Below are 26,688 nucleotides of genomic sequence, written 5' to 3'. Positions count from 1 at the left end.
TTACATTTTTTTATTTTTTAATAAAGAAGCTCCAGCAATTTCAGGGTGAGTCATTTCGAATGGATCTAAAATAATATCCAATTCCTCTTCTGTCAGTACACCATGCTCTAAACATAACTCCCTAACAGATTTTCCTGTTTCAATCGCTTCACGTGCAATACGAGATGCTGCTTCATAACCAATATGAGGATTAACTGCTGTAATAATTCCAACACTTTTCTCAACATATTGCTTCAGCAATTCTTCATTTGCTGTAATTCCTTCAATACAATATTCACGGAATACACGGAATCCATTATTCATAATACTTATAGATTGAATTAAATTAAATACAAGCACAGGCTCCATTACGTTTAACTCTAATTGTCCTGCTTCTGATGCTAAGCAAATTGTATGATCGTTTCCGATTACTTGGAATGCGACTTGGTTAATCACTTCTGCCATAACTGGATTTACTTTACCTGGCATAATCGATGAACCCGGCTGACGTGCTGGCAATTGAATTTCAGCCAACCCAACACGTGGCCCAGACGCCATAATACGAAGATCGTTTGCAATTTTAGACATGTTCATCATACATACTTTAAGTGCTGCAGATACTTCTGTGTATGCATCTGTATTTTGCGTTGCATCAACTAAATGCTCTGCACCAACAAGTGGGAACCCACTAAACGTTCTTAAATGTTTTACCACCTGTTCAATATACGTAGGATTTGCATTTAATCCTGTACCAACAGCTGTCGCCCCCATATTCACTTCATATAAATGTTGACGAGACTGTTTAATTCTTTTTATATCACGCGCAAGCACTCGGCTATACGCTTCAAATTCTTGTCCAAGGCGAATTGGAACTGCATCTTGTAAATGTGTGCGTCCCATTTTAATAACGTGATCAAACTCTTTTGCTTTTTTACGAAAAGCAGAATGAAGTTCTTCCATTGTAATAAGAAGCTTTTCTAACATCATAAGAGTTGCAATATGAATTCCTGTCGGAAACGCATCGTTCGTTGATTGGGCCATGTTCACATGAGTGTTTGGGCTAATTTTCGCATACGCCCCTTTTTCATATCCCATACGTTCTAACGCTCTATTCGCAATTACTTCATTTGTATTCATATTAATAGAAGTTCCGGCTCCGCCTTGAATAGGGTCTACGATAAATTGATCATGAAACTTTCCATCAACAATTTCTTGCGCTGCTTCTGCAATTTCATGTCCAATGTCTTTAGCTAAGTAACCAGTATCTATATTCGCAAGCGCCGCCGCTTTTTTCACAATTGCCATTGCTGTAATGAGTGATGGATGAATGCGATATCCTGTAATTGGGAAGTTTTCTACGGCACGTAATGTTTGTACACCATAATAAGCTGCACTTGGTACTTCTTTTTCACCTAAAAAATCTTTTTCTATACGTATATCCTTCGTTGCTATCATTTTTATCACCTATACTTTTTCATTCTAAATCCTTATCCAAAAAATCCGCCCTCGAAAAACACGAGTATCATTCAGAAGAATTTTTCAGTATCCACCTTCACTATATAGTACCTTTTTTGAAAGCGCAAACATTTATTTTTCTGCATATCCTTTTTATTAAAGTTTATAGAAAATCATTCTTCTACTTTCCTTATTTCCACTCGTTTAATTTGATGCATATCCTTTTCAAGGACTTTAAAATAAAAACCGTATTTCTCAATAACATCTCCTTCAGCAACGATTTGTTTTTGTACCATAATCCAGCCACCAATTGTATCTACATCATCAGCAATTAAATGTATGCCAAGCAAATCATTTACTTCACTAATAAGCACTTTTCCCTCTACGATTTTATAACCTTCACTTACATGCTCTATAGGTGGATTCTCATCTTCATCGTATTCATCTCGAATTTCTCCAACAATTTCTTCTAAAATATCTTCTAGTGTAACAATCCCTGCTGTACCACCATATTCATCATACAATACAGCTAATGGAATGTGTTTTCTTTGCATTTGTAATAGTAAATCATGAATTGGAATATTTTCTAGCACTTCAATAACTGGCCTTGTATATGGCATAATCGAGCACTCCTCGTCCCGACTACCATCCATATAACGAATAAATAAATCTTTTACATTAACCATCCCAATAATTTCATCTTTATCTTCACCAAATACAGGATATCTCGTGTACTTTTCTTGCGCGATTACTTTAATATGTGTTTCAAATGGTTCGTCCTCATATAAGCCTACAACTTCCGTACGAGGTACCATAATTTCTTTTGCTACTCTATTATCAAATTCAAAAATATTATTTACATATTTAAATTCCCTTTGGTTAATCTCTCCGCTCTCATAGCTCTCAGATAAGATTAACCTTAATTCTTCTTCTGAATGAGCTACTTCATGTTCAGAAGCTGGATGTAATCCGAATAAACCAGTTACAACCCTCGCTGAACCATTCAAAGCCCAAATAAACGGATACATAACTCGGTAAAAATAAATAAGTGGTTTAGATAACAATAAGCTAACTTGTTCTGCTTTTTGTATAGCAAATGTCTTTGGAGCAAGTTCCCCAATGACAACATGTAAAAATGTAATTACTGCAAAGGCAATAATAAATGAAACTGTACTGGAAATTGTAGGTGAGAATTGCAATTTTAAAAACAACGGCTCGAGTAAATGTTTAATGGTTGGTTCCCCTAACCACCCGAGCCCTAAAGCAGTAATTGTAATGCCTAGCTGACAGGCCGATAAATATTCATCTAAATTTGTAGTTACCTTTTTAGCGGCCAGTGCACCTCGTCTTTTTTCGCTAACGAGTTGATCAATACGACTGCTACGTACCTTAATAATTGCAAATTCAACAGCCACAAAAAATGCTGTTAACCCAATAAGAATGACTACCATCAATAATTTTAAAATATCCACATATGCTCTTTAGCTTTCTTAGCTAAAGTTACACCTCCTTTTAAAAAGAAGTTTCACTTTAGTTTCTTCAATTATTGGAAAGCAACTCTATATAAAATCCACCAATTTTCAAACCTCATACAATTCTAAAGGTAAACCATCAGGGTCTTGGAAAAAGACGAATTTCTTCCACGTTATTTCATCAATACGGATCGGTTCGGTCTCAACACCACATTGATTTAAATGCTTCACAGCTTCTTCTATATTTGTAACAGCAAATGCTAAATGTCTAAGACCGGCTGCTTCTGGAAAACTTTTGCGCTCAGGCGGATTTGGAAATGAAAATAATTCGATTTGATACTCTTCTCCTACACATAAATCTAATTTATAAGAATCTCGTTCCTTTCTATATACTTCATTCATTTCTTTAAACCCTAATATTCTAGTATAAAAATCCTTTGACGTCTCATAATTCGAACAAATAATTGCAACGTGATGCACTCTACATATATTCATACTCTCTCTATTCCTTTCTTTACCAAAGATGCATATTCTCCCTTGAAATGAAAAACATATATAGCAGAATATCTCTTTTAGGGGGCTTACCATGAAATTCATTACTTTTTTCGTCGGATTAATTGTTGTTTTCTTGCTCGCTTATATTGCTAGCAATAATAAGAAGCATATTAAATTTAAACCAATTTTTATCATGCTTATTATACAGTTAATTTTAACCTATTTACTATTAAATACAGAAATCGGCCTCATACTTATTAGAATCATTTCCAGTTTGTTTACAAAGCTACTCGAGTATGCTGCTAATGGAATAAATTTCGTATTTGGTGGTCTTGCAAATAAAGGTGAAATGCCATTTTTCCTTACTGTATTATTACCAATCGTCTTTATTTCTGTTTTAATTGGTATATTACAACATTTCAAAATACTACCATTTTTCATTCGTTGGATCGGGTACTTTCTTAGTAAAATAAATGGTCTTGGAAAATTAGAATCTTACAACGCTATCGCCTCTGCCATTGTCGGCCAATCAGAGGTTTTTATTACAGTGAAAAAGCAATTAGCTCAAATTCCAAAACACCGTCTTTATACACTTTGTGCCTCCGCTATGTCAACCGTATCTATGTCTATCGTAGGTGCCTATATGACAATGATTGAACCTAAGTATGTAGTAACTGCACTCGTTCTCAATTTATTTAGCGGTTTTATTATCGTACTCATCATTAACCCTTACGACGTTAAAGATGACGAAGATATTTTAGAAATCAAAGGTGAAAAACAAAGCTTTTTTGAAATGCTTGGAGAATACATTCTTGATGGTTTTCGTGTAGCCATTGTTGTCGGCGCTATGCTCATCGGATTTGTCGCATTAATTAGTTGTATTAATGACTTGTTCCTCATTATATTCGGTATTACGTTCCAACAATTAATTGGCTACGTATTTGCACCTATCGCATTCCTTATCGGTGTACCAAGCTCTGAAATTGTAGCAGCTGGCAGCATTATGGCAACGAAGCTTGTAACGAATGAATTTGTCGCAATGATGGACCTTAGTAAAATTTCTAATAGCCTTTCTCCCCGTACAGTTGGTATTATTTCTGTTTTCCTTGTATCTTTTGCCAATTTTTCTTCCATTGGTATTATTTCAGGTGCGGTAAAAGGACTAAACGAAGAACAAGGAAACGTTGTTGCGAGGTTTGGCCTTAAATTACTATATGGAGCTACTCTCGTTAGTATTTTATCTGCAATTATCGTAAGCATTATGTTGTAATTAGGTAAAATTTTATCATTTTCTTATCCCTATCTTTTGTATACAATAACGAATAGATGTCTTATAAAGTGAAACTTTAATCAGAGTGGGGCTATCCCCACTCTGATTATTAGCCTTCACCAATCGGGTATTTACGGGCAGTTATCTCCCACCTAACTTCATTGCATTCACTGGACTTGGAGGTGGGAGTTTTACTACCCGTTAATACGGGATAAATAATCAAGACATCTATTTTTTATACATGTACAATCGCTTTTATTTAGCGTAAAATATTTTTTATGTGTTTGAATACACTTCTAAATGTATACACTTTGATAGTTTTAAAGGAGAAAAAATGATGAAATCCGACACGAACAAAGATACGCGAGCCAAAAAAGGACGCTCAAAGAAAAAACGCCTACTTTGGTTCCTTCTTATTCCATTACTAATTGTAGCACTTGGAGCAGGAGGCTATTCCTTCCATATATACAGTAAAGCAAAGTCCGTCTTAAATAATGCTTATGCTGAACTAGGTCGAGGAGATAAGTCCAGTAAACGTGAAAAAGCTGTTAAACCTATGACCGACAATATTTCCGTACTAATTATGGGTGTTGATGAAAGTGATATTAGGGAAAAAGGTTATGGAAAAGCAACTCGAACAGATGCGTTATTACTTGCAACAATTAATAAAAACGATAAATCCGTTAAACTTGTAAGCATTCCACGTGACTCACGCGTCTACATTAAATCACGTGATAAATACGATAAAATCACACATGCGCACGTATTCGGTGGTGTAGACAGCACAATTGATACGGTAGAGAACTTTTTAGATGTTCCAGTTGATTATTATGTAAAATTCAATTTTAAATCCTTTATTAAAATTGTTGATTCTCTTGGTGGCATTACTGTGGACGTTCCAGTTGAATTCACAGAGCAAAATAGTAAAGATGAAGCAGATGCAATTCATCTAAAAAAAGGACGTCAACATTTAAATGGAGAAGAGGCACTGGCACTAGCTAGAACTCGTCACATCGATAGTGATTATATGCGTGGCCAACGACAACAGCTTGTATTAGAGGCCATTGCTGAAAAGGCACTATCTCTTAATTCCATTAATAAAATCGGTGGCCTACTAGACGCTGTCGATAAAGACTTAAAAACCAATTTAACTTTTGATGATATGATGACAATTACAAAAAATTCAATGGATTCAAATTTAAAGATGGAAAAAATGCAAGTAGAAGGTACAGATAAATATATAGGTGGTATTTATTATTACGTGCCAAATGAAAAAAGCGTCGATACTATTTCAACTACCCTTCAAAAACATCTCGGTGTTACGAATAAAAATGAGCATAAAAAATTATAATAAAAAGGCTGCTAGATCTTTCTAGACAGCCTTTTTATTATATTTTTCAACATATTTTTCAACATATTTTTCATACACATTGTGACAATAAGTGACAATTATTACAGAAATGTAACATTTTTTATGAAAACATTACACACGCAGTGAAAATAATAGTATACTAGTACGTACATAATGTTATTTTCATCATTTTTATACAAAAAATGTAATACATATATTTATACATAAATTTCTGGGGGGAAATAAATGAAGCTAAGTAAAATACTGATTGGTTCTGCAATTGCTGGGGGCATATTACTTTGTGTAGGCGGTGTTGGGGGATATCAATATGTATCCAAATTAAATAATCAATTAGATACTACTGCATTACCAAATACTACATTTGAAGGTATTTCTCTCGATGGAAAAAATAAGAAAGATATTCAAGCAATTATTAATCAAAGGGTAACTGAATTAGATCAAAAATCCCTTACCTACATATTCCAAAACGATAAACAAACTTACACATGGAAAGATTTAGGAGTAAATTATAAAGAGAAAGATATTATTGACAAAATCTTTAAAGAACAAGAAGGAAACGTAATGAATCGTTACAAAATGCGTAAGCAAGCTGAAAACGGTGAATTAAAACGTGACTATAAATTAACACCACAATTAAATGCAACAGCTTACGAAACCTTTATAAAAGATAAATATAATGAAACATTAAAAAATCCTGTTAATGCAGAATTAAGCATTGAAGGCTCAACAGTAAATGTTAGTCAAAGCCAAAACGGAGAAAAAATTGATAAAGGAAAACTAAACAGTTTAACAAACGAAGCTATTACTACTGGTAAATCAGATGTTACATTACCAGTTACATTCATAAAACCAGAACGCTCTACAGAAGATATACAGAAAATGGGTATTAAAGAAGTCATTGCTGAATATTCTACTCCAATGGCTGGCCGTAACGGAAATCAATCATTTAACGTAAATAAGTCAGCTAATACTTTAAGTGGGGTTATTGTCGCACCTGATGAAACATTTAGTTTTAACGGCCGCGTTGGCGTAACTGATGCTGCACATGGTTACAAATCTGCAGCAGTATATTCACAAGGTAAAGTAATACAAAGTGCAGGCGGAGGAGTTTGCCAAGTCAGTAGTACTTTATACAGCGCAGCTTTAAGGGCTGATTTAGGAATTGTTTCTCGAAGCAATCATTCTATGCCAGTAAATTATTTACCACTTGGGCAAGATGCAGCAGTAGCAGATTATGGTCCAGATTTAAAATTTAAAAATAATACAGGCAATCATATTTATATTCAAGCATTTTCAAATGGAGGTAGTATTACTACACGCATTTTCGGTACAAATACTGGTAAAAATGTTGAAGTTTCTTCTCAAGTAATTAGTAGGACTAGTGATAAAATCACAGCGGTTACGTATAAAAAAGTAACACAAAACGGGGAAGTAATATCAAATGGACAAATTTCAAAAAGTGTATATAAAAGCGCCCCAAAAGAATAGATAATATCAACCGAATAACATAAAGAAAAAGGCGTGATTAAATCACGCCTTTTTCTTTTGCAGTAATAGTAAAAAAGTTTCAAGATGATCTTTCGTTTCTTCTAAAGACCACATACGATTTCCTTGCTTCGCAGCTAATACACACGCCTCTTCCCACGCGTTCTTTTTCTTCATATTTATTAATTCATCACGTAATTTCAAAACAATTTCTTCGTCTTCTTGTTCAATAAACTCTTCCATCACGCTTACTATTTCATCCTCATGAATACTTAACGTACAGTACGATTTAAGAAAGTATTGTAATGTCATATACATAATGTACTCCCCCTTCTTATTTATCAGATGGATAAGAAGTAATAATCTTAAACCCTAATTCCCCTGACTTATCTCTTGCTAAAACAGTAACAGTTTTTACCAACTTGTCTTTTACACTCATATTTTTCTTTATTACCGTTTTTCCAACAGGGAATGAATGAGTTGTATTTACTACGAGACGAGCCTCTTTAGAATTTTTTAACCAATCTTGAATTTCCTTGTCATGTTGCTTCAAGCTATCTTTTACAGCTTTCGTCGCTGTTTCTTTATCATAGTATGTACTTGCGGCTGACACTTTATCTGTCTTCAAGCGATTCTTCAAATCCTCTTCTGACTTGCCTACATGTCTTTCAATCGTATGACCATTTTTAGGTGGTCCTTCCATTTCATCTAAAATATTATCACTAATTTTTTCTACCGATGTAGCTTGATTACCTGTCTGTTTCTCTGTTTTTTGTTCTTTTCCTGCACATCCACTTAAGATTAGCACTAATGCCAATAAACTACTGAAGAAAAGACTGCTTATTCGTTTCATCATATCACCTCTTCCATGATTATTATCGCAACTTCACTAAAAGTCAATTTCACAACGAAAAAATCTATCAGTTTTCATTTTTTCCATCTATTTTTCCATATTTACCCGCGCAATTTCATCAACCCTCTATTTTTCGCCTTTTATAATATATACCCCCTATATTTTATAATTATTTCCCGAATAAAATCACCAATAATATAATTATAAAACTCTTTTACACAAAGGTTTTTATACTGTTTTTCAAAATGATTTAAAATACCCCTATTTTTATATACCTAATACCCATATAAGGTATCAATACCCCTTCTTATCAACGTTTTTCTACATTATGTAAATTTTCCCTTGCCTATACAATCGAAATATGGTGTAATGCAAAAAAAGATAAAGGATTTTAAACAATGGCTGAAACGATTCAAAATTTCTTAACAGAATACTATTCAATCGCAATTCCACTTAGTATCTTAATTAACATCATCATTAGTCTTTTAGGTGTTATTCCTAGCATCTTTTTAACCGCCATTAATATACAGCTCTTCGGTGTAACAAATGGCACAATCATTTCGATCGCAGGTGAGGCCTTAGGGGCTATTATCTCGTTTTATATTTACCGCCTGGGCCTTCAAAAGTTCACTCACGATAAAGTAAATAAGTACCCAAAGGTAGAGCGTCTTCTTTATGTAGAAGGTAGAGAGGCCTTTCTACTCGTTCTATCATTTCGATTGATACCTTTCATCCCATCAAGTATCGTGACTTTATTTGCAGCTCTAGGGAAAATGTCATTACTCTCCTTCAGTATTGCCAGTACAATAGGTAAAATACCGGCCTTATTGATTGAAGTATATTCGGCATACCAAGTCATGAACGGAACAAATGAAGCGAAGTGGGTTGTAACAATCGCAGGCGTTATTGGATTGTTTTATTTGTGGAAAAAATGGAGAAAAAAATAAAGAAGGAGCCTATGCTCCTTCTTTATTTTTGAGGTATTTTATTACTAGCTCTTCCTTAAAGCCTTAGTTTACACCAACAGCACTAAATGATTGCTTAACTGCTGCTACTTCAGCAGAATTTGCACCATATAAGTCTGCTGCAGCTTGTACTGCACCAGCACGAGCTTGACTAAATGTAGTAGATTGCGTGAAATACTGTGTATTTGCACGGTAGTAAATCGCACCTAATTTATCTTTACCGATACCAGTTACAGTTACACCATAATGCGTACCACCATTTGCTAATAAATAAGCTTGTTTATTAATAATGCCGCTGTTTGTATGAACACCACCGTTATCACTTGAACCAGTGTAACGCTTAGAATAATGGTCTGGATCACCATACTTCGTAGGATCACTCATAGAGCGAAGTGCGTCTCCTGCTTTACCAGGTGTGTAAATATCTTCACCAATCTCCCAATCCGGGTTACGGTTATCATAGAATTCTACTAAAGTACCAAAGATATCAGAAATCGCTTCATTTAAAGCCCCTGATTCATTTTGATAAATTAGATTTGAACTATTTTCCGTAACAGCATGCGTTAACTCGTGACCAATTACATCAATTCCACCAGATAATGAAGTAAACGTTACACCATCACCATCTCCGTATACCATCTGTGATCCGTTCCAGAATGCATTGTTATAATTACTTCCGTAATGAACTGTCGATTTTAACGGCGCTCCTGCATCATTAATAGAATTTCTATTAAACGTAGCTTTATAGTAATCATATGTTTTACCTGCATAGTAATGAGCATCTACTGCTGCTGCATCATACGCTGCATTGAAAACATTATCTGCATCTGCCCATAATGTTCCTGGTAATGTTGAACGATTTTTCGCATCATATGTGAAAATCGTTGCTCCGCGTGTATTATCTTGTAAGTAGTAAGATGATCCAGATAACGTTGTATTAAGCGACTTCGTATCTCCTAATACACCTTTACCAGTTCCTACTTTATTCGTTCCTGTAACAGGCTTTACAACAGCTTTCGCATCCTGTTTAGGAGCCTCTTGCTTAACTGGTGACTTATCATCATTCGTTACATGATCAATTGTATTAAACTTATTTAATACTTTACCGCTGTCTGCCTCAATGAAATAGTAGTAGTTTCCTGGGCTTGGATCTAAGAAGTTTAGATTTACAACATATGCATATGTTGTTTCCTCACCGTTTTGATATACATATAAGTCCGCTTTTGGTTCTACCTCATATTTCGGTGTTACCCCTAAATCTTGCTGCGCGATTTCAATTGCTTTTGCGCCTTCAATCTTATTTTTATTTTTCAACTTTTCCTTTTTGTCTAAATCAGGTGCAACTGTTCCAGACAATACTTTTAAAGAACCGTCTTTACTTACGTGAGCTACTTGAGTAGAACCCCATACAGGCACTCCTTCGTAAACTTGTTGCATACGTACTACTGTTGAATCAGTTACAGCATCTTTCTTCACTTGTTTCACTTTGAAAGAATCTTGTGCACTCTTTTCCCCTAGCTTGTAATCACCTTTTGCTGCGTTTAAGTAATCAAACACAACAGATTCTGCTTTCTTGCCAGTTGCTTCAGTTAGATCACCAGAAATAAACTCAGGTGACTGCACCGTCTCATTGTACTTCTTCGTAGAGAGCACATTTTTAGAATCCGCAAATGCAGAGCCTGTCCCTCCAAACGTTGTAACTGCCATTCCTGTCGCTAACACTAATGCTAAACTCTTCTTTTTCATATAACCTTCCCCCTAATAAAAAATTTTTTGAAAAAGAGTAGTTTCATATTAGCATTATGTTTCCACTATTAATATACTAAAAATTCAAATAATTTTTTTCTCAAGTTTTGTAGAATTTTGAGGAACAAATATTGAAAAACCCTTTCCGATTGGAAAGGGGGGGAGATTATAAATTAACTTGTTCAACAGTTTTAGCTTGTTGACCAACAATATCAGGTTTACTGCTATATTGTTGTATTCCTCCAGCAACTGTAAGAGTCACTATAAACGCCAATACTCCAAATACCATCTTTTTCATTTTTATTCCTCCTTATTATCATTCATTAAATCAATAACTAACCTATAGTATCGATTACTTTCTTCAAATCTAGATAAACTCGAAAAATGTTCTGCTAGTTCAACGTATACTTTCTTTAATTCTATTTTATTTCCTGCAGATTTATACAACGGGATAGCCTCATTTTCCAAAAATGCTTTATAATCTTTTGCTTCTTCAAAATATTTATATCTAAGCATTAAAAGCAAATATAATTTTGCATTAAATCTCTCTTCCTGTTTTGCTGCATCAATTCCCTTATCAATTAATGTCCTTGCCTCTTCCAACTCTTCTAATTTAATGCATACTAATGCCATTTCGTATATTGTATCTAAATAGTTTAAATCTATTTGTTTTTGAAGTTGTAGACTATCTAAATAATATTTTTTCGCTTGCTGATATTTGCCTTTTTTATAATAGATACTTCCCATATTACTTAAAGTAATAGCTAATAGTACATCCTTATCAGCAAAAGATGTGGCCTCTCTCAATATACTCTCATACATTTTTAAAGCTTCTTCATACTGACCTTTTTCTGTATAACTTACCGCAATAAGGATTTGGCAATTAATTATGTTTCTAAACTTATATTCACTACGAAATCCTTCTAATGCCATATTTACAAAATGAATTGCAAGATGATGAATATCTAAATGAGTATATGCAAGCGCTATATTATAATACAAGCCTGTTTCATGATACCCTTGTTCTTTGGCCATTACTTCTGTTTTTAATAAGTAATCTAGCCCATCCTTCCATCTATACTGTAAACAGCACAATAATCCTCTACTATACATGTATAACAACTTCTGAAATGGAGAATATTTTTTATATACCTTCTTCAACTTATCTAATTCTTCTTCGAGTGCAGAAATATCCCTTTTCATAATTAAATAACGTGTATACAGCAGTTTATAATAATTTATAATTTCAAAATCCAACACATGCTTCATTTCACCTTGCAACTCTTCATATATACGTTCTACTTGTTGCTTGTCTAAATGAACTAGTGCATTCAACCATTCATCCAGCTTCCCCTTCACATCTTCTTCTACATCCCTCAAATCCGTCACGGCAATTTCTAATCTTGCGCAGAGCAATTGTAGAATTTCTTCTGATGCTTCAATCTTTCCATTTTCAATCTTACTTAAGTATGAGACAGAACAAATGCCCTGACATAATTCTTCTTGTGTCATTTTTTGCTGTAGCCGTTTATAAAAGACTTGTTTGCCTATTTTTTCTAATGTTTGTTGCATTGTCCTCCTCCATTCTCATTACCCCCATTACTCTAATAATACATAAAATCTGGAGAAATATAAATTGATAAATATAAATTTTCTAAAAAATATGCATAATTTCATTTTTTTCTCTCTTGACTTCACATCAATATCTCTTCTTTGCTACGAATGGTGAAAAATTGGTATACTATAACCAAATTATGGAGGTGTTCTCGCGATGACTCATTATAAAGACGATAGTTATGCCTTACATACAGACCTATATCAAATCAACATGGCTTATACATATTGGAAAGATGGTATTCATAATCGCCGTTCTGTTTTTGATTTATATTTTCGAAAGCTTCCATTTGAGAACGGCTACGCTGTTTTTGCTGGCCTTGAGAAAATTGTAGAGTACATAGAAAATTTCAGTTTTACTGAAAGCGATATCGCTTATTTAGCAGAATTACAATTTGAAGAAGAATTCCTTCATTATTTACAAAATATGAAATTCACTGGGACGATTCGCAGTATGCAAGAGGGCGAAGTTGTATTTAATAACGAACCTTTATTACGTGTTGATGCACCACTTGGTGAAGCACAAATTATTGAGACTGCCCTCTTAAATATTGTGAATTACCAAACATTAATTGCCACAAAAGCAGCACGTATGAAACATGCTGCAAGTAATGATGAGCTTTTAGAGTTCGGCACAAGACGTGCCCATGAGTTCGATGCTGCCCTTTGGGGGACGCGTGCTGCCTTTATTGGTGGTTTCTCCTCTACAAGCAACGTTCGTGCTGGGAAACGCTTTGGGATTCCTGTAGCTGGCACACACGCTCACTCTTTCGTTCAAGCATATCGCGATGAATACGTCGCGTTTAAAAAATACGCTGAAACTCATAAAAAGTGCGTCTTTCTCGTTGATACATATGACACATTGAAATCTGGTGTTCCAAATGCGATTCGTGTTGCAAAAGAATTTGGGGATCGTATTGATTTCTATGGCATACGTCTTGATAGTGGTGATATGGCTTATTTATCGAAAAAGGCACGAAAACTATTAGATGAAGCAGGGTTTACAAATACAAAAATTATCGCTTCTAGCGATTTAGATGAATACACAATTATGCACCTTAAATCTCAAGGAGCAAAAATTGACGTATGGGGCGTTGGGACAAAATTAATTACGTCCTTTGAGCAACCTGCATTGGGGGCTGTTTACAAACTAGTTGCGATTGAAGATACTGACGGAAAATTAAATGATACGATTAAAATTTCATCTAACCCTGAAAAAATTACCACTCCAGGACTGAAACGAATTTATCGTATTATCAATCGGGTAAACGATCATGCAGAAGGCGATTATATTGCATTAGATTCTGAAGAACCTGGAAAAGAAGAGCGCTTAAAAATGTTCCATCCAGTTCACACATATATAAGTAAATTCGTAACAAACTTTGAAGCCCGTGAACTGCATAAAGATATTTTCGTTAACGGTGAAAGAACATATGAACTACCAAGTATATTAGATATTCAAAAATATAATGAACAGAGTCTCTCTCTATTTTGGGAAGAATATATGCGAACTTTAAATCCTGAAGAATACCCTGTCGATTTAAGCCAAGAGTGCTGGGATCATAAAATGAATTACATTCAAACAGTTCGAGAACAAGTCGAAAAAAACATACAAAAGTAAACAGAGAAGTTTCCCCTTCTCTGTTTTTTCAATACTATATGGATATTTGTAAAAAATATATTAAAAGAATAAGACGAATGTATTTTATTTGTAAATTTTAATATAACGCTATTTAAAAGCAAAATAATATTTGGTATTATTTTATTGAGTCAATTTCAACAAAATCACCAATAAAAAAGAGGACGCGGGTCGCGTCCTCTTTTTTATAAATCTTTCACTCTTAATACACGCATTGCATTTAACACTGCAAGTAGTGTCACACCAACATCTGAGAAAACAGCTTCCCACATTGTTGCAATACCAAAAGCACCAAGTAATAAAACGATCCCTTTTATACCTAGAGCAAAGATGATATTTTGCCACACTATACTTCTTGTACGTTTTGCAATTTTTACAGCTGTCGCAATTTTTGAAGGCTCATCAGTCATAATAACGATGTCTGCCGCTTCAATTGCTGCATCTGATCCTAAACCACCCATCGCAATACCAACGTCTGCACGGGCTAATACTGGTGTATCGTTAATACCGTCACCAACGAAGGCAATTTTTTCTTTTCCGTGCTTCGCTGCATCAATTTTTTCAATCTCTTCTACTTTTTGTTGTGGTAGTAATTCCGCATGAACTTCATCTAAGCCTAATTCTTTACCGACAGCTTCACCAACTGGTTTTGCATCACCAGTTAACATTACTGTCTTTTTAATACCTAGTTCTTTTAACTTTTGAATCGCTTGTTTCGAATCCTCTTTTACCTCATCAGAGATAACAATATAACCTGCATATCTTCCATCTACAGCAACGTGAACTAATGTACCTACTGTTTCTGGTTGCTTAAATTCAATATTTTCTTTTCTCATTAATTTTGCATTACCTGCAAAAATTTCTTTTCCTTGTACTTTTACGACTGTACCGTGACCAGAAATTTCGTTATAATCATCGATTATTTTTTCATCAATTGATTTTCCATATGCCTTTCGAATAGATTGGGCAATTGGATGGTTAGAATATACTTCAGCAAATGCCGCATACTCTAATAACTCTTCACTTGTAGTACCTTCGCTCGGTTCCATTTTTGTAACTTTGAAAACACCTTTTGTTAATGTTCCTGTTTTGTCAAAAACAATATATTTTACATCATTTAAAGCTTCTAAATAGTTACTACCTTTTACTAACACACCACTTTTAGATGCACCACCGATACCTCCAAAGAATCCAAGAGGAATGGATACAACTAACGCACATGGACAAGAGATTACTAAGAACACTAAAGCTCTATAAATCCACTCAGAGAATGTAGCTCCTTCTAAAATAAGTGGTGGAATAAACGCCATGATCGCCGCTGTAATAACTACAACTGGAGTGTAGTAACGTGCAAACTTCGTAATAAAGTTTTCCGTTGGTGCTTTTTTACTGCTTGCATTTTGAACTAAATCTAAAATTTTTGATACAGTGGATTCACCGAATTCTTTTGTAACTTCAATTGTTAACACACCATTTTGGTTCACAAAGCCACTTAATACATCATTTCCAACTTCTACTTCACGTGGTACAGATTCACCTGTTAATGCTGAAGTATCTACCATTGATGTTCCTTCAATTACTTTTCCGTCTAACGGCACTTTCTCACCTGGCTTAACGATAATATAATCGCCAATTTTTACATCTTCTGGTGATACTTGCTTCGTTTCATTTCCAATCTTTACATTCGCATAATCAGGACGAATATCCATTAATGAAGTAATTGATTTTCGGGAGCGGTTTACCGCAATACTTTGGAATAGTTCTCCTACTTGATAAAATAGCATTACTGCTACAGCTTCAGAATATTGTTGAATTGCAAAAGCTCCTACAGTTGCAATTGCCATTAAGAAGTTTTCATCAAATACTTGGCCACGAGTTATGTTTCTTATCGCTCTCCAAACGATATCTCCACCTATTAATAAATAAGCAAGGACGAATAACGGAATTGTTACCATTTGTGGTAAGCCCGCTAATGCAGCAATTGCTGTCAAAATTCCGCCGACCACTAATCTCCCTACCATCTTTTTCACATTTGCTTCACCATGATCGTGACTATGTCCGTGGTCATGACCGTTCTTCTCTTCACGAACAACTTTCACATCTGGTTCTAACTTTTGAACGACATTTGTTATATTTGCTACAGTCGCTTCTAGTTCTCTTTTATTCGCAACTTCTACTCGTAATTTCTTCGATACGAAATCAACAGTTGCTTCTGAGACAGCTGGCATTTCCTTCACTTTATTTTCAATTTTCATTGCACAGTTCGCGCAATCTAAACCTTCTAATATAAATACTTCTTTAGCAATTTTATTTTTTTGTTCTTCTTGAACTTTAATATGCGGTTCTAATTTTGTAACGAGTTGTTTTGCTTCCGTAACAACTTCGTTTTCTTTATTTTGTGCTGTTTCTAAGATCATTGTCTTTGTTGCGAAGTTTACAGAACAAGAATTTACTCCTTCTATATTCCCAACACCTTTTTCAATTTTCATTGCACAGTTCGCACAATCTAAACCTTCTAACATCAGTTTCTTTTTCACCAATGCTTCAGCCATCGTTCTCCCTCCTCGCGTTCTTTTATTCTTCTTCGTTTACGTGTTCAAACGCTTGCTCGAAGATATGAATTACGTGCTGGTCAGCTAACGAATAATAAACAACCTTTCCTTCTTTACGATTCTTCACAAGTTTCGCTTGCTTTAACACACGAAGCTGATGCGAAATAGATGATTGTGTCATTCCTAATAAATAAGCTAAATCACAAACGCACATTTCAGCTTCAAATAGCGCATGTAATATTCTCGTACGTGTACGGTCACCTAATACTTTAAATAGTTCTGCTACTTTACTTAAACTTTCATCAGTTGGAATTGTTTGTTTTACTTGCTCTACAACTTCTTCATGAATTATCGTTTGAGAACATGTCTCTTGTGGTGTTTCTACTTTATTTCCAGCCATTATAGCTCACCTCTTTAATTGAACATATGAACAATCATTCATATATCTTATACTCTTATTATATGAGCGCCCACTCATATGTGTCAATGAAATCTGAATTTTTTTTATGAACATTCCGTTCACATTTTAATAAGTCGTATACATATTTTCCGCACTCTCTATATTCTCATACAAAAAAGGATGCACAATTCGCACACCCCTTTTTACTTACTTTTCATTTTTCACCGCATCCACAATTAAAGAAACAAACCCTAAATGATTATCCCGATTTCTATGGTCAAAACGTTTCGAACGATAAATAAATCCATCTTTCTCATTCCAATCATTATAGTGAAACTTACCATTCTCATCACAGTATTCTAAGAGCCTTACTTGAAAACCTGCTGATTCAAACATGGACGTGATTGTTTTATAGCTATGAACAATTTTATGACTTGCTGCAGGATGATCTAATGGACCAGGTCCACCTACTTGTACCCCTTGCTGATATTCTTCATCTGGAAAAAATGCATCTGGTACTGCACAACGAATATATCCATTCTCCATTAAAAACTCATAACAAATTTTTGCAGCTTCAATTCCTTCTTCATATGATAAATGCTCCCATACATGTTCTGCCAAAATTGCTGATAAAGAATTAGGTTGAAATTTATAAAGCCAAGTTTCTCTCCTTAATAAATTTAATTCTTCTTCATTCGTATGTAACCAACCAGGGTTATTATTATAACCCTCTGCTCCAACAACAACTTTTGTTTCTTCCATTTCGCTCCCACCCTTTTTTCATATTCCGACAGAAAAATTCGACAAAATAATATACATTCCCTTTATTTCAACAAAAGAAAAAGCCTTGCGCGCTCCCTAGACGCACAAGGCTTACTGTGTTTATATCCCTTTAATTAGCTTGTTCTAAATTATCCTGCGAACTTCCATCGTCTTTTAAATGACTATGTTTTTTCGAATAAACAAAGTATACAACTACTCCGATTGCTAACCAAGCACCGAAGTACATCCATGTTTTTAATGGTAGGTTTACCATTAAGAATAGACAACATGCAATTGAAATAATCGGCAAGATCGGTACAAGTGGTACCATAAATCCACGTTGTAATTTTGGATGTGTTTTACGAAGAATAATAACTGACACACCAACCATCGCAAATGTTAACAACGCTCCAATATTCGCTAAATTCGACAATTCTTTCAAATCGATAAATCCAGCAATTAAAGCACTACCAATTCCTGTTAACCAAACTGTAAATGTTGGTGCTTCTGTCTTTTTATTAATTTTCGCGAAAGATTCTGGCAATAAACCGTCACGGCTCATAGCGAAGAATACACGTGTCGTTGCATAAATGTAAGCAAAAATTACTGCCATAATACCAATTACAGCTCCAATTGCGATTATACCAGCTACTTTATCTTGTCCTACAACTTCTAACACATACGCCATCGCTTCCGGTACATCTAGCTCTTTATATGAAACCATACCCGTCATAACGAGACAAACTACAACATAAATGATTGTACAAATGACTAACGAAGCGATAATACCAATCGGTAGATCACGTTGCGGATTTTTTACTTCTTCAGCAGAAGTTGCTAATGCATCAAATCCTAAGAAAGCAAAGAATACTGCTGCTCCCCCCGCGAAAACTCCACTTAAACCATACGGTGCAAATGGTATCCAGTTTTCTGGTTTCACGTAGAATACACCAACTGCAATGAATAAAACAACGATACCAATTTTAATTAATACCATTATGTTATTCACTCGTTTACTTTCTTTCGTACCTCTTGATAATAACCAAGTTATAACTAATGTAACGATAACTGCTGGTAAATTCACTATACCACCTTGAGACGGAATCGTTAGCAGTGCTTTTGGAATTTCAAGCCCTAATCCACTCACTAAGTTATGGAAGTAACCAGTCCATCCGCCAGCTACTGCGGCAGTCGTTACAACATATACGGATAGTAATGTCCATCCCATTAAATGAGCTACAAACTCGCCAATTGTTGCATATGAGTATGTGTACACACTACCTGAAACAGGAAGTGTAGAAGCAACCTCTGCGTAACATAATGCTGCAAATCCACAAACGATGGCTGCAATCATGAATGAAAAAATAACTGCTGGACCAGCATCTCTTGCTGCTACTAATCCAGTTAATACTAGAACTCCTGTACCAATTATCGCACCAATCCCTAGCATTGTTAGGTCAAATGCCCCTAGCGTTTTCGTCAAAGTTTTACTTTTACTTTCCCCTAACAATTGCGTAACGGATTTCTTTTTAAATAGGTTGGCCACGATGTATGCCCCCTTTTGCCAAGAAGAGCTAAGAGATCTTCACTCTTAGCTCTTATCATGTTGTTTTATATATTGTTCGATTTTGTTTTGTATAATGCTTCTATTAGCAAGATACTGTTTCTGCTTCTAATAATTCTTTAGCACCTTTGTACTCTACACCGTGAGCTTCTGCAACTGCTTCAAATGTTACATAGCCATCTAATGTGTTAATACCTTTTAGTAATGCAGTGTTGCCTAGGCAAGCTTCTTTGTAGCCTTTGTTAGCAATTTGTACTGCATATGGTACTGTTACGTTTGTTAATGCAAGAGTTGATGTACGTGGAACCGCACCTGGCATGTTTGCAACTGCATAATGAACAACGCCGTGTTTTTCATAAGTTGGGTTATCATGAGTTGTAATACGATCAGTTGTTTCGAAAATACCACCTTGGTCAATCGCGATATCTACAACAACAGAACCTGGTTCCATTGATTTAATCATTTCTTCTGTTACAAGTTTTGGAGCTTTTGCACCTGGGATTAATACTGCACCGATTACAAGATCAGACTCTTTAACAGCTTCTGCAATATTGTAAGGATTAGACATTAAAGTTTTTACTTGGTTTCCGAAAATGTCATCTAATTGACGAAGACGTTCTGCACTTAAGTCGATGATTGTTACATCCGCACCTAGTCCAACTGCAATTTTAGCAGCATTTGTACCAGCTTGTCCACCACCGATGATTGTTACTTTACCACGTTTAACCCCTGGAACACCTGCAAGTAAGATACCTTTACCGCCTTTGTTTTTCTCAAGGAATTGTGCACCAATTTGTGCAGCCATACGACCAGCTACTTCACTCATAGGTGCAAGTAATGGTAATGAACGGTTTTCTAATTGTACTGTTTCATATGCGATAGAAACAACTTTTTTCTCGATTAAAGCTTTTGTTAATTCTGGCTCTGGAGCTAAGTGTAAGTATGTGAATAAGATTAAGCCTTCACTGAAGTGTTTGTATTCGCTTTCAATTGGTTCCTTAACTTTCATAACCATTTCCATGTTCCAAGCTTCTTCAGCTGTATCAACAATTTTTGCTCCCGCTTCAACATACTGAGCGTCTGTGAAACCAGACCCTAAACCTGCACCCTTTTGAATGAATACTTCGTGATTGTTACGAATTAAATGTACAACACCTGCTGGTGTCATTGCCACACGGTTTTCGTTGTTTTTAATTTCTGCTGGTACCCCAATACGCATAATGAAATGCCCCCTTATAATTAACAGAAAAAAGAGATTCTTTTTTCTTTTTGTAATAATTAATAACTTATGTCCTTATTCTAGCATAACTTAAAAGTTATGAAAACGCTAACATACCATTTTCCTAAAGTTTTTATATTTAGAATAGTGTAAATATAAAAAACATTGATTCTATTAGGGGTTTCGTGTCATTTCATTATCTTTCACTCTATTTTTATTATACCTCTTCAAAATAAACAGCAATCATTTATTATTTGACAATAATGTAACAATGTAAGAAACCTAAGCGATAACGTATACATATACAGTTATTACCTTACTCAATACTTTAGATATATATTCTTTTCACAAAAAAAACAGCTGCTAGCATTTAGCCAGCAGCTGGGTAACTTATAAATAACTTAGAAAATAAATCATCTGTCGTTTCAGTAATTTTATCAAACAGATCACTTTCTTCCGCTTCTTGCTCTTTTAACATCTTAATTGTTTCACGTGCATCTTCAGGGTAATCGGTTATGATACCATCTACGTTCAACTTATAATATGCCTTTAAATTTTCCATATCATTTACTGTCCATACGTAAATTGGTTTGTTTAACTTCCTTGCTTCTTTTACTAATTTCTTATTTAACATATATTCTTCTGCTACGTAAAAGTCAGCCTTCACATTCTTTAAGTTAGCTCTACTTGCATACAATATATACCCTACTTTTATATCTGGATTTGCACGCTTAAACTCTTTAATAAGTGGATAGTGTAACGTTTGAATTACACATTGCTTCTCAAATTCATTATCTTTAATCGTTTTTAAGACTTTGTTTACAAAATCTTTTTCGCCCCCATGAAGCTTCACTTCTATATTAAGTTTGATTTTGCCATTTGCTAGCTTAATGATTTCATCAAGTGTACTTATTTGTCCTGAAAGTCCATCTTGACTAAGGGTAAGTTGCCTTAACTCCGCCATCGTTAAATCTGACACATGCACATTGGCATTTGCGAGACGTTTCAGCTTCAAATCATGTATAACCGCTAGTTCACCGTCTTTCGTTTGTAATACATCTATTTCAGCGTAGTCTGCTTTTGCATCAATAGCACCTTGCACAGCTTCTTTCGTATTTTCTACGCCTTTTGATATATACCCGCGGTGCGCCATAATAATCGGTTCTTTATACGAATTTGAAATAAACGTTACAATGAAGGCAACGACCATTCCGGCAGTAATAATTCCTACAATGTATACGCCAATGAATTTCCAACGATGTTTTTGGAAAAAACATTTATCTGCTTTCGTTTTCGAATAATCTAATCCTTCTTCTAATAAAACATCCTCAACCGGTACCTTTTGTAAGTATAATCGCGTAATCGCCATAATATAAAATGGCGTCACGATAAAGCTGAATAAATACAATGTACTCGTTAAAAATACAGAAATCGTTGATTCAGCTAATAATGCAAATGTTCCTTTCGGGTTTGTAAATTCATAAACACCCCATAGGCACAATAAATATATTCCCAAAAACACGACATATACAATTCCAATTGAAATAAAAAACCCTACTAAAAAGAATAGTACTTTAAAAAAGCTTTCATTTACTAAAGTTGCACTTTTACGTGCTGCCACGCGAAATGGTTTTTGCTCTAAAACAACAATAGGTAGAACGAAAATCCATCGAAGATTCAAATACGCGACTACAGCAAAGAACGTGTAATAACCAACTTGTCCCATCGTTGTCTTAAACAGTTCTCCTGTAATAAAGTTAGGAATTTGAATTTGCGGGATTAATGCCGTTTCATATCCCATATTTAAAAGAGGCAACAATACGACAGCATATAAAATAAATCCTGGTAAGCAATATGTAAAAAGAGTAGGTAAATACGTTACCGTTTTATATAAAATCGGACGTAATTTCACCTTCTGTCTTTTATGAGCGAAATACGAAATAATAATAAGCACCGCAAATTCTGTAAAGATAAGAAACAGTGCTAACAATGATAAAATTACGATTGCTAAGATCCCATAAGGCGTCTTTAAAAACGCTAATAATTCATCATTTGTCGCATTTGCATAACCAGCAAAATACAATAACTTATTAAAAATGATTCCAAATAGTGGAACAAACACAATCGCTGCTAATAATTTATAAGCAAGTTGAAAAGTTAATACATTCCAAAAAGCAAATTTAACTGTTTGAAAGGAATGTCTCATTACTCCTGGTATAGATAGTTTTTTACGGTGTTGCATATATTCCTCCAAATTCTAAAACGGTATTTGAGATGGATTCCATATTTCAAGTTCTAATCCATCTTTTTAATAATAATATATTCCGCTTAACATGAACACTCTTATACATATAATGAAAAAAGTGATGGCTACTTCCCATCACTTTTTCATTTATTCTATTTTTTCTCTAGGCCTTGTCCAAATGCTTTCAAAAAGCTAAAACCGAATGTAATAGCTCTATTGATATCTGGATCTTTTAATACTTTAAAGAAATCCATTACTTTTGTTTTTTTACCACTATTTAATTCATCTGTTGCAAATTGCAATCCTGTAACTAAACTTGACGTAATTTGCTTCGTTATTTCTGGATCAACTGAAGATAACGCTTCTCCTGCCCCCATCATATTGTTGAGTGCATTTTTAACTGGTTCACGATTTAATTGCTCCACAGCGATTTTTGAAACATCTTCCTTCGCAGCAAGTAAACTAATTGCTGCATCTAATATACCAGCCTTCTGCAACTGTGCTAAAAGCTGCATCGTTTCTTCTACTGCTTCACGATTATTAGATAACTCATTTAGAAGTTCATCTGCTACTTGCTGTTTCTGTTCTTCCTCTGTTACAACTTTCTTTTTAATTACAGTAATTTCTTTCGCCACTATCTCCGCCCCCTAGTCCACAAGTGATACGTATTGTTTTCTTTGCCATTTTTGCTGGATTTCAACACCATTTTGCGGATTACGCTTTTTATCTCTCGGGTTTGAAGATGGTAACGGACGATTCCCTTTTTCACGTAGTACACGCATCTTTACCATCGTTTGTTTATACGCTGGTGTACACGTATAAAGATCTGTCGCCGTTCCAGTTAAAATATTGATTGCCTCTTCATTTACCGTTGCATGCATCGGTAAATATAGCTCTTTCCCCGTTACACGATCTGTAACAAGTGCCTGTACTTTAATTTTCCCAAATGGTGATGCTAATTCTACAAGACCACCATCTTTCACATTGCGCTCTAGGGCAAGTTCAGGCGAGATTTCAACGAACACTTCAGATACTTTAGATAAAATACCAGCCGATTTATTCGTCATATTTCCTTCATGGAAATGTTCTAACATACGACCATTATTTAAAAGTAAATCATACTCATCTGGTGCTACAACTGGTGGTACCCATTCATCTAATGATAAACGAGCGAGTTTATCTGGGAAGTTAAATCCGTCTACATATAATAGCGGTGTATCGCTACCATCATGACTACCCCAACATAAACTATTCCATCCTTCTAGACGGTCGTACGTTGCTTGAGAGTATAACGGTGCAAGTGACGCGATTTCGTCCATAATTTCACTTGGACTTTCATAATTCCAATCCCCACCTAGTGCACGAGCAACTTTTTGTAAAATCCACCAGTCTGGTTTTGAATCACCAAGCGGCTTCAATACTTCATATAATCTTTGAATGCGGCGCTCTGTATTTGTAAACGTTCCTTCTTTTTCTAAGCTTGGTGCCGCTGGTAAAATAACATCAGCAAAACGAGCTGTTTTCGATAAGAACATATCTTGAACAACAAGGAAATCTAAATTCGCTAAAATATGTTGTACATGGTTGGCATTCGAATCTACTAAAGCCATTTCTTCACCCATAACATACATACCACGCAGTTTTCCTTCATCTGCCGCAAGTAACATTGCAATATTATTTAAGCCTGGTGCTTTCGGAATTGTAGTACCGTATGCTTTTTCAAATTTCGCACGGAGCGCATCATCTGAAACCGCTTGGTAACCTGGAAGCCAGTTTGGTAATGTTGCCATATCACAAGCGCCTTGTACGTTATTATGTCCGCGTAATGGGTATGCTCCTGCACCAGGACGACGATAGTTACCCGTAACAAGCAATAGATTTGAAATTGCTGCTGAAGTTGTACTTCCTCCAGTATTTTGAGTTACACCCATTCCCCAAAGTACACAAGTACCATCTGCTTCATATACCATACGAGCCATTTCTTTCAGATTTTCTTTCGAAATCCCCGTGATTTCTTCTGTATAATCAAGCGTATACTTTTCTACCATTTTGCTATATTCATCAAAATTCTTCACATTTTCAGCTATGAACTTTTTATCGTGCCAATCTTGATCAATAATATATTTCGTAATACCAGCGAGCCATACGTAATCAGTTCCTTGGCGCGGATGAATGAATAAATCCGCACGCTCTGCCATTTCATGTTTACGAAGGTCTGCCACAATTAATTTTTGGTCATGTAATTTATGTGCACGTTTTACACGCGTTGCAAGTACAGGATGTCCTTCTGTTGGATTTGCTCCAACGATAATGACAAGGCCTGCTTCCGCAATATCTTTCACTGTTCCAGCGTCCCCGCCCATACCGACAGTTTTAAATAAACCGTCTGTTGCTGGAGATTGACAATAACGGGAACAGTTGTCTACATTATTCGTTCCATATATTTGACGGGCTAGTTTTTGCATAAGATAATTTTCTTCATTCGTTACTTTCGAAGAAGAAATAAATCCAAATGCATCACTTCCATATTCTGATTTAATATGCTGCATATTGGATGCAACAACTTCAAGAGCCTCTTCCCATGAAGCTTCAACAAACATATCTCCTTGGCGAATTAATGGCTTTGTAATACGATCTTCACTGTTTACAAAATCCCATCCAAATTTGCCTTTTACACATGTGGAAATACCGTTAACCGGCGCATCTGAAACAGGCTGTACTTTCAAAATGTGGCGGTCTTTCGTCCATACTTCAAATGAACAACCTACACCACAAAATGTACAAACTGTTTTTGTTTTATTCACTTTCGTCTTACGCATCGCAGCCTCTACTTCTGAAACTGCTAAAATACTACTATATCCAGGTTCTACATCCTTTACAAAATCAATCATCGGATCTAACACATCCGGTTTCAATCCTGTCATGAATCCAGCTTCACCCAGCATTGTTTTTTCCATTAACGCATTACATGGACATACTGTTACACACTGCCCACAACTTACACAAGATGAGTCATTTATACTTACACCATTGTCCCATATAACACGTGGACGGTCTAAGCTCCAATCAATCGATATAGTTTCATTCACTTGTAAGTTTTGACATACTTCTACACACTGCCCACAAGCAATACATTGATTTGGATCATACCGATAAAACGGATGTGACATATCCACTTCACACGCACTTACTTTTGGCTCATACGGATATTTCTGTTCCTCAATTCCCATCATATGTACTGTATTGTGGACTTTACAGTTACCATTATTGTTATCACAAACGGTACAATACAGTAGATGATTCTCTAATATTCGATCCATTGCCTCAGTCTGTGCCTCTTTTGCACGCTGGGACTGTCTTTCGATATGCATACCGTTCTCTAATTTCGTTGAACAAGCACGCATTAACTTCCCATTTACTTCTACAATACACGTATCACAAGTTTGAATTGGATCTACTTCTGGTACATGACAAATTTGAGGATGTTCCAAATTACTCTCGTTAAATAATTGTAGTATCGTCTTTTCACCTGATGCAGAAAATTCTTTACCATCGACGGTTACACGGACTGTCTGTTCTGCCATAGTTTCCCCTCTCCTTA

Annotated in this window: 21 protein-coding genes; 5 read left to right on the top strand and 16 right to left on the bottom strand. The window is 35.2% G+C overall.

Annotated elements, in window-relative coordinates; genetic code table 11:
- The 3 genes from aspA to AU379_RS26435 all read right to left on the bottom strand — a co-directional run bounded on the left by aspA (position 1) and on the right by AU379_RS26435 (position 3,401).
- Positions 1-1,434, bottom strand: coding sequence for an aspartate ammonia-lyase (gene aspA / locus AU379_RS26445; RefSeq protein WP_000562130.1), 1,434 nt, complete (start codon positions 1,432-1,434; stop codon positions 1-3).
- 173 nt (positions 1,435-1,607) lie between these two features.
- Positions 1,608-2,906, bottom strand: coding sequence for a hemolysin family protein (locus tag AU379_RS26440; RefSeq protein WP_061140053.1), 1,299 nt, complete (start codon positions 2,904-2,906; stop codon positions 1,608-1,610).
- 108 nt (positions 2,907-3,014) lie between these two features.
- Entirely contained in the window at positions 3,015-3,401 is a 387-nt protein-coding gene (locus AU379_RS26435; RefSeq protein ID WP_061140052.1) for a VOC family protein, read from the bottom strand.
- Positions 3,402-3,492: 91 nt separating this feature from the next.
- On the opposite strand from AU379_RS26435, the gene AU379_RS26430 reads away from it, so the two are divergent.
- The 3 genes from AU379_RS26430 (at position 3,493) to AU379_RS26420 (ending at position 7,531) form a co-directional block, all read left to right on the top strand.
- Complete coding sequence (locus AU379_RS26430) at positions 3,493-4,671, top strand: nucleoside transporter C-terminal domain-containing protein (protein ID WP_000668870.1); 1,179 nt, start codon at positions 3,493-3,495, stop codon at positions 4,669-4,671.
- A 334-nt stretch (positions 4,672-5,005) separates the two neighbouring features.
- Positions 5,006-6,022 (top strand): LCP family protein, encoded by a 1,017-nt coding sequence (locus AU379_RS26425; protein ID WP_044584123.1) that lies wholly within the window; start codon positions 5,006-5,008, stop codon positions 6,020-6,022.
- A 246-nt stretch (positions 6,023-6,268) separates the two neighbouring features.
- Positions 6,269-7,531: a VanW family protein gene (locus AU379_RS26420; protein ID WP_000777362.1), complete on the top strand. Its 1,263-nt coding sequence runs from the start codon at positions 6,269-6,271 to the stop codon at positions 7,529-7,531.
- Positions 7,532-7,573: 42 nt separating this feature from the next.
- On the opposite strand, the gene AU379_RS26415 is transcribed toward AU379_RS26420, so the two are convergent.
- Both AU379_RS26415 and AU379_RS26410 read right to left on the bottom strand, forming a co-directional pair.
- Complete coding sequence (locus tag AU379_RS26415; protein WP_000282019.1) at positions 7,574-7,846, bottom strand: hypothetical protein; 273 nt, start codon at positions 7,844-7,846, stop codon at positions 7,574-7,576.
- A 16-nt stretch (positions 7,847-7,862) separates the two neighbouring features.
- Complete coding sequence (locus tag AU379_RS26410; RefSeq protein ID WP_050821597.1) at positions 7,863-8,381, bottom strand: RNase A-like domain-containing lipoprotein; 519 nt, start codon at positions 8,379-8,381, stop codon at positions 7,863-7,865.
- A gap of 398 nt (positions 8,382-8,779) precedes the next feature.
- Here AU379_RS26410 and AU379_RS26405 point away from each other — a divergent pair, with 398 nt between their 5' ends.
- A complete protein-coding gene (locus AU379_RS26405; RefSeq protein ID WP_000852232.1) occupies positions 8,780-9,328 on the top strand; it encodes a VTT domain-containing protein in 549 nt (182 codons plus the stop codon).
- A 63-nt stretch (positions 9,329-9,391) separates the two neighbouring features.
- On the opposite strand, the gene AU379_RS26400 is transcribed toward AU379_RS26405, so the two are convergent.
- The 3 genes from AU379_RS26400 to AU379_RS26395 form a co-directional block, all read right to left on the bottom strand.
- A complete protein-coding gene (locus AU379_RS26400; RefSeq protein ID WP_000730369.1) occupies positions 9,392-11,092 on the bottom strand; it encodes a M4 family metallopeptidase in 1,701 nt (566 codons plus the stop codon).
- Positions 11,093-11,258: 166 nt separating this feature from the next.
- A complete protein-coding gene (gene nprX / locus AU379_RS30100) occupies positions 11,259-11,390 on the bottom strand; it encodes a quorum-signaling peptide NprX (RefSeq protein ID WP_080481882.1) in 132 nt (43 codons plus the stop codon).
- Between the two features lie 2 nt (positions 11,391-11,392).
- The gene (locus AU379_RS26395) at positions 11,393-12,664 is read right to left on the bottom strand and encodes a helix-turn-helix transcriptional regulator (RefSeq protein WP_001187938.1); all 1,272 of its coding nucleotides are present in this window, start codon (positions 12,662-12,664) and stop codon (positions 11,393-11,395) included.
- Positions 12,665-12,863: 199 nt separating this feature from the next.
- Here AU379_RS26395 and AU379_RS26390 point away from each other — a divergent pair, with 199 nt between their 5' ends.
- Positions 12,864-14,327 (top strand): nicotinate phosphoribosyltransferase, encoded by a 1,464-nt coding sequence (locus tag AU379_RS26390; protein WP_000150184.1) that lies wholly within the window; start codon positions 12,864-12,866, stop codon positions 14,325-14,327.
- Between the two features lie 203 nt (positions 14,328-14,530).
- On the opposite strand, the gene AU379_RS26385 is transcribed toward AU379_RS26390, so the two are convergent.
- The 8 genes from AU379_RS26385 to fdhF form a co-directional block, all read right to left on the bottom strand.
- Positions 14,531-16,897, bottom strand: coding sequence for a heavy metal translocating P-type ATPase (locus AU379_RS26385; protein ID WP_061140050.1), 2,367 nt, complete (start codon positions 16,895-16,897; stop codon positions 14,531-14,533).
- A 22-nt stretch (positions 16,898-16,919) separates the two neighbouring features.
- Entirely contained in the window at positions 16,920-17,297 is a 378-nt protein-coding gene (locus AU379_RS26380; protein WP_000918378.1) for a metalloregulator ArsR/SmtB family transcription factor, read from the bottom strand.
- Between the two features lie 207 nt (positions 17,298-17,504).
- On the bottom strand, positions 17,505-18,059 hold the full coding sequence (locus AU379_RS26375; RefSeq protein ID WP_061140049.1) for a protein distantly related to SAM-dependent methyltransferase: 555 nt from the start codon (positions 18,057-18,059) through the stop codon (positions 17,505-17,507).
- 130 nt (positions 18,060-18,189) lie between these two features.
- A complete protein-coding gene (locus tag AU379_RS26370; protein ID WP_001284887.1) occupies positions 18,190-19,605 on the bottom strand; it encodes an amino acid permease in 1,416 nt (471 codons plus the stop codon).
- Positions 19,606-19,708: 103 nt separating this feature from the next.
- Positions 19,709-20,842: an alanine dehydrogenase gene (ald, locus tag AU379_RS26365; RefSeq protein WP_001219744.1), complete on the bottom strand. Its 1,134-nt coding sequence runs from the start codon at positions 20,840-20,842 to the stop codon at positions 19,709-19,711.
- A 370-nt stretch (positions 20,843-21,212) separates the two neighbouring features.
- Positions 21,213-23,084: a glycerophosphodiester phosphodiesterase gene (locus AU379_RS26360; protein ID WP_001164706.1), complete on the bottom strand. Its 1,872-nt coding sequence runs from the start codon at positions 23,082-23,084 to the stop codon at positions 21,213-21,215.
- Positions 23,085-23,239: 155 nt separating this feature from the next.
- Positions 23,240-23,722, bottom strand: a complete 483-nt coding sequence (locus AU379_RS26355; RefSeq protein WP_001040540.1) for a DUF1641 domain-containing protein — start codon at positions 23,720-23,722, stop codon at positions 23,240-23,242.
- Between the two features lie 12 nt (positions 23,723-23,734).
- A complete protein-coding gene (gene fdhF, locus AU379_RS26350; protein ID WP_000840682.1) occupies positions 23,735-26,671 on the bottom strand; it encodes a formate dehydrogenase subunit alpha in 2,937 nt (978 codons plus the stop codon).
- Positions 26,672-26,688: the final 17 nt, after the last annotated feature.

The sequence above is a fragment of the Bacillus sp. JH7 genome (assembly GCF_001563515.1).
Lineage (GTDB): Bacteria > Bacillota > Bacilli > Bacillales > Bacillaceae_G > Bacillus_A > Bacillus_A cereus.
The sequence above is the reverse complement of the archived record's forward strand: the minus strand, read 5'-3'. Positions and strand labels throughout refer to the sequence as shown.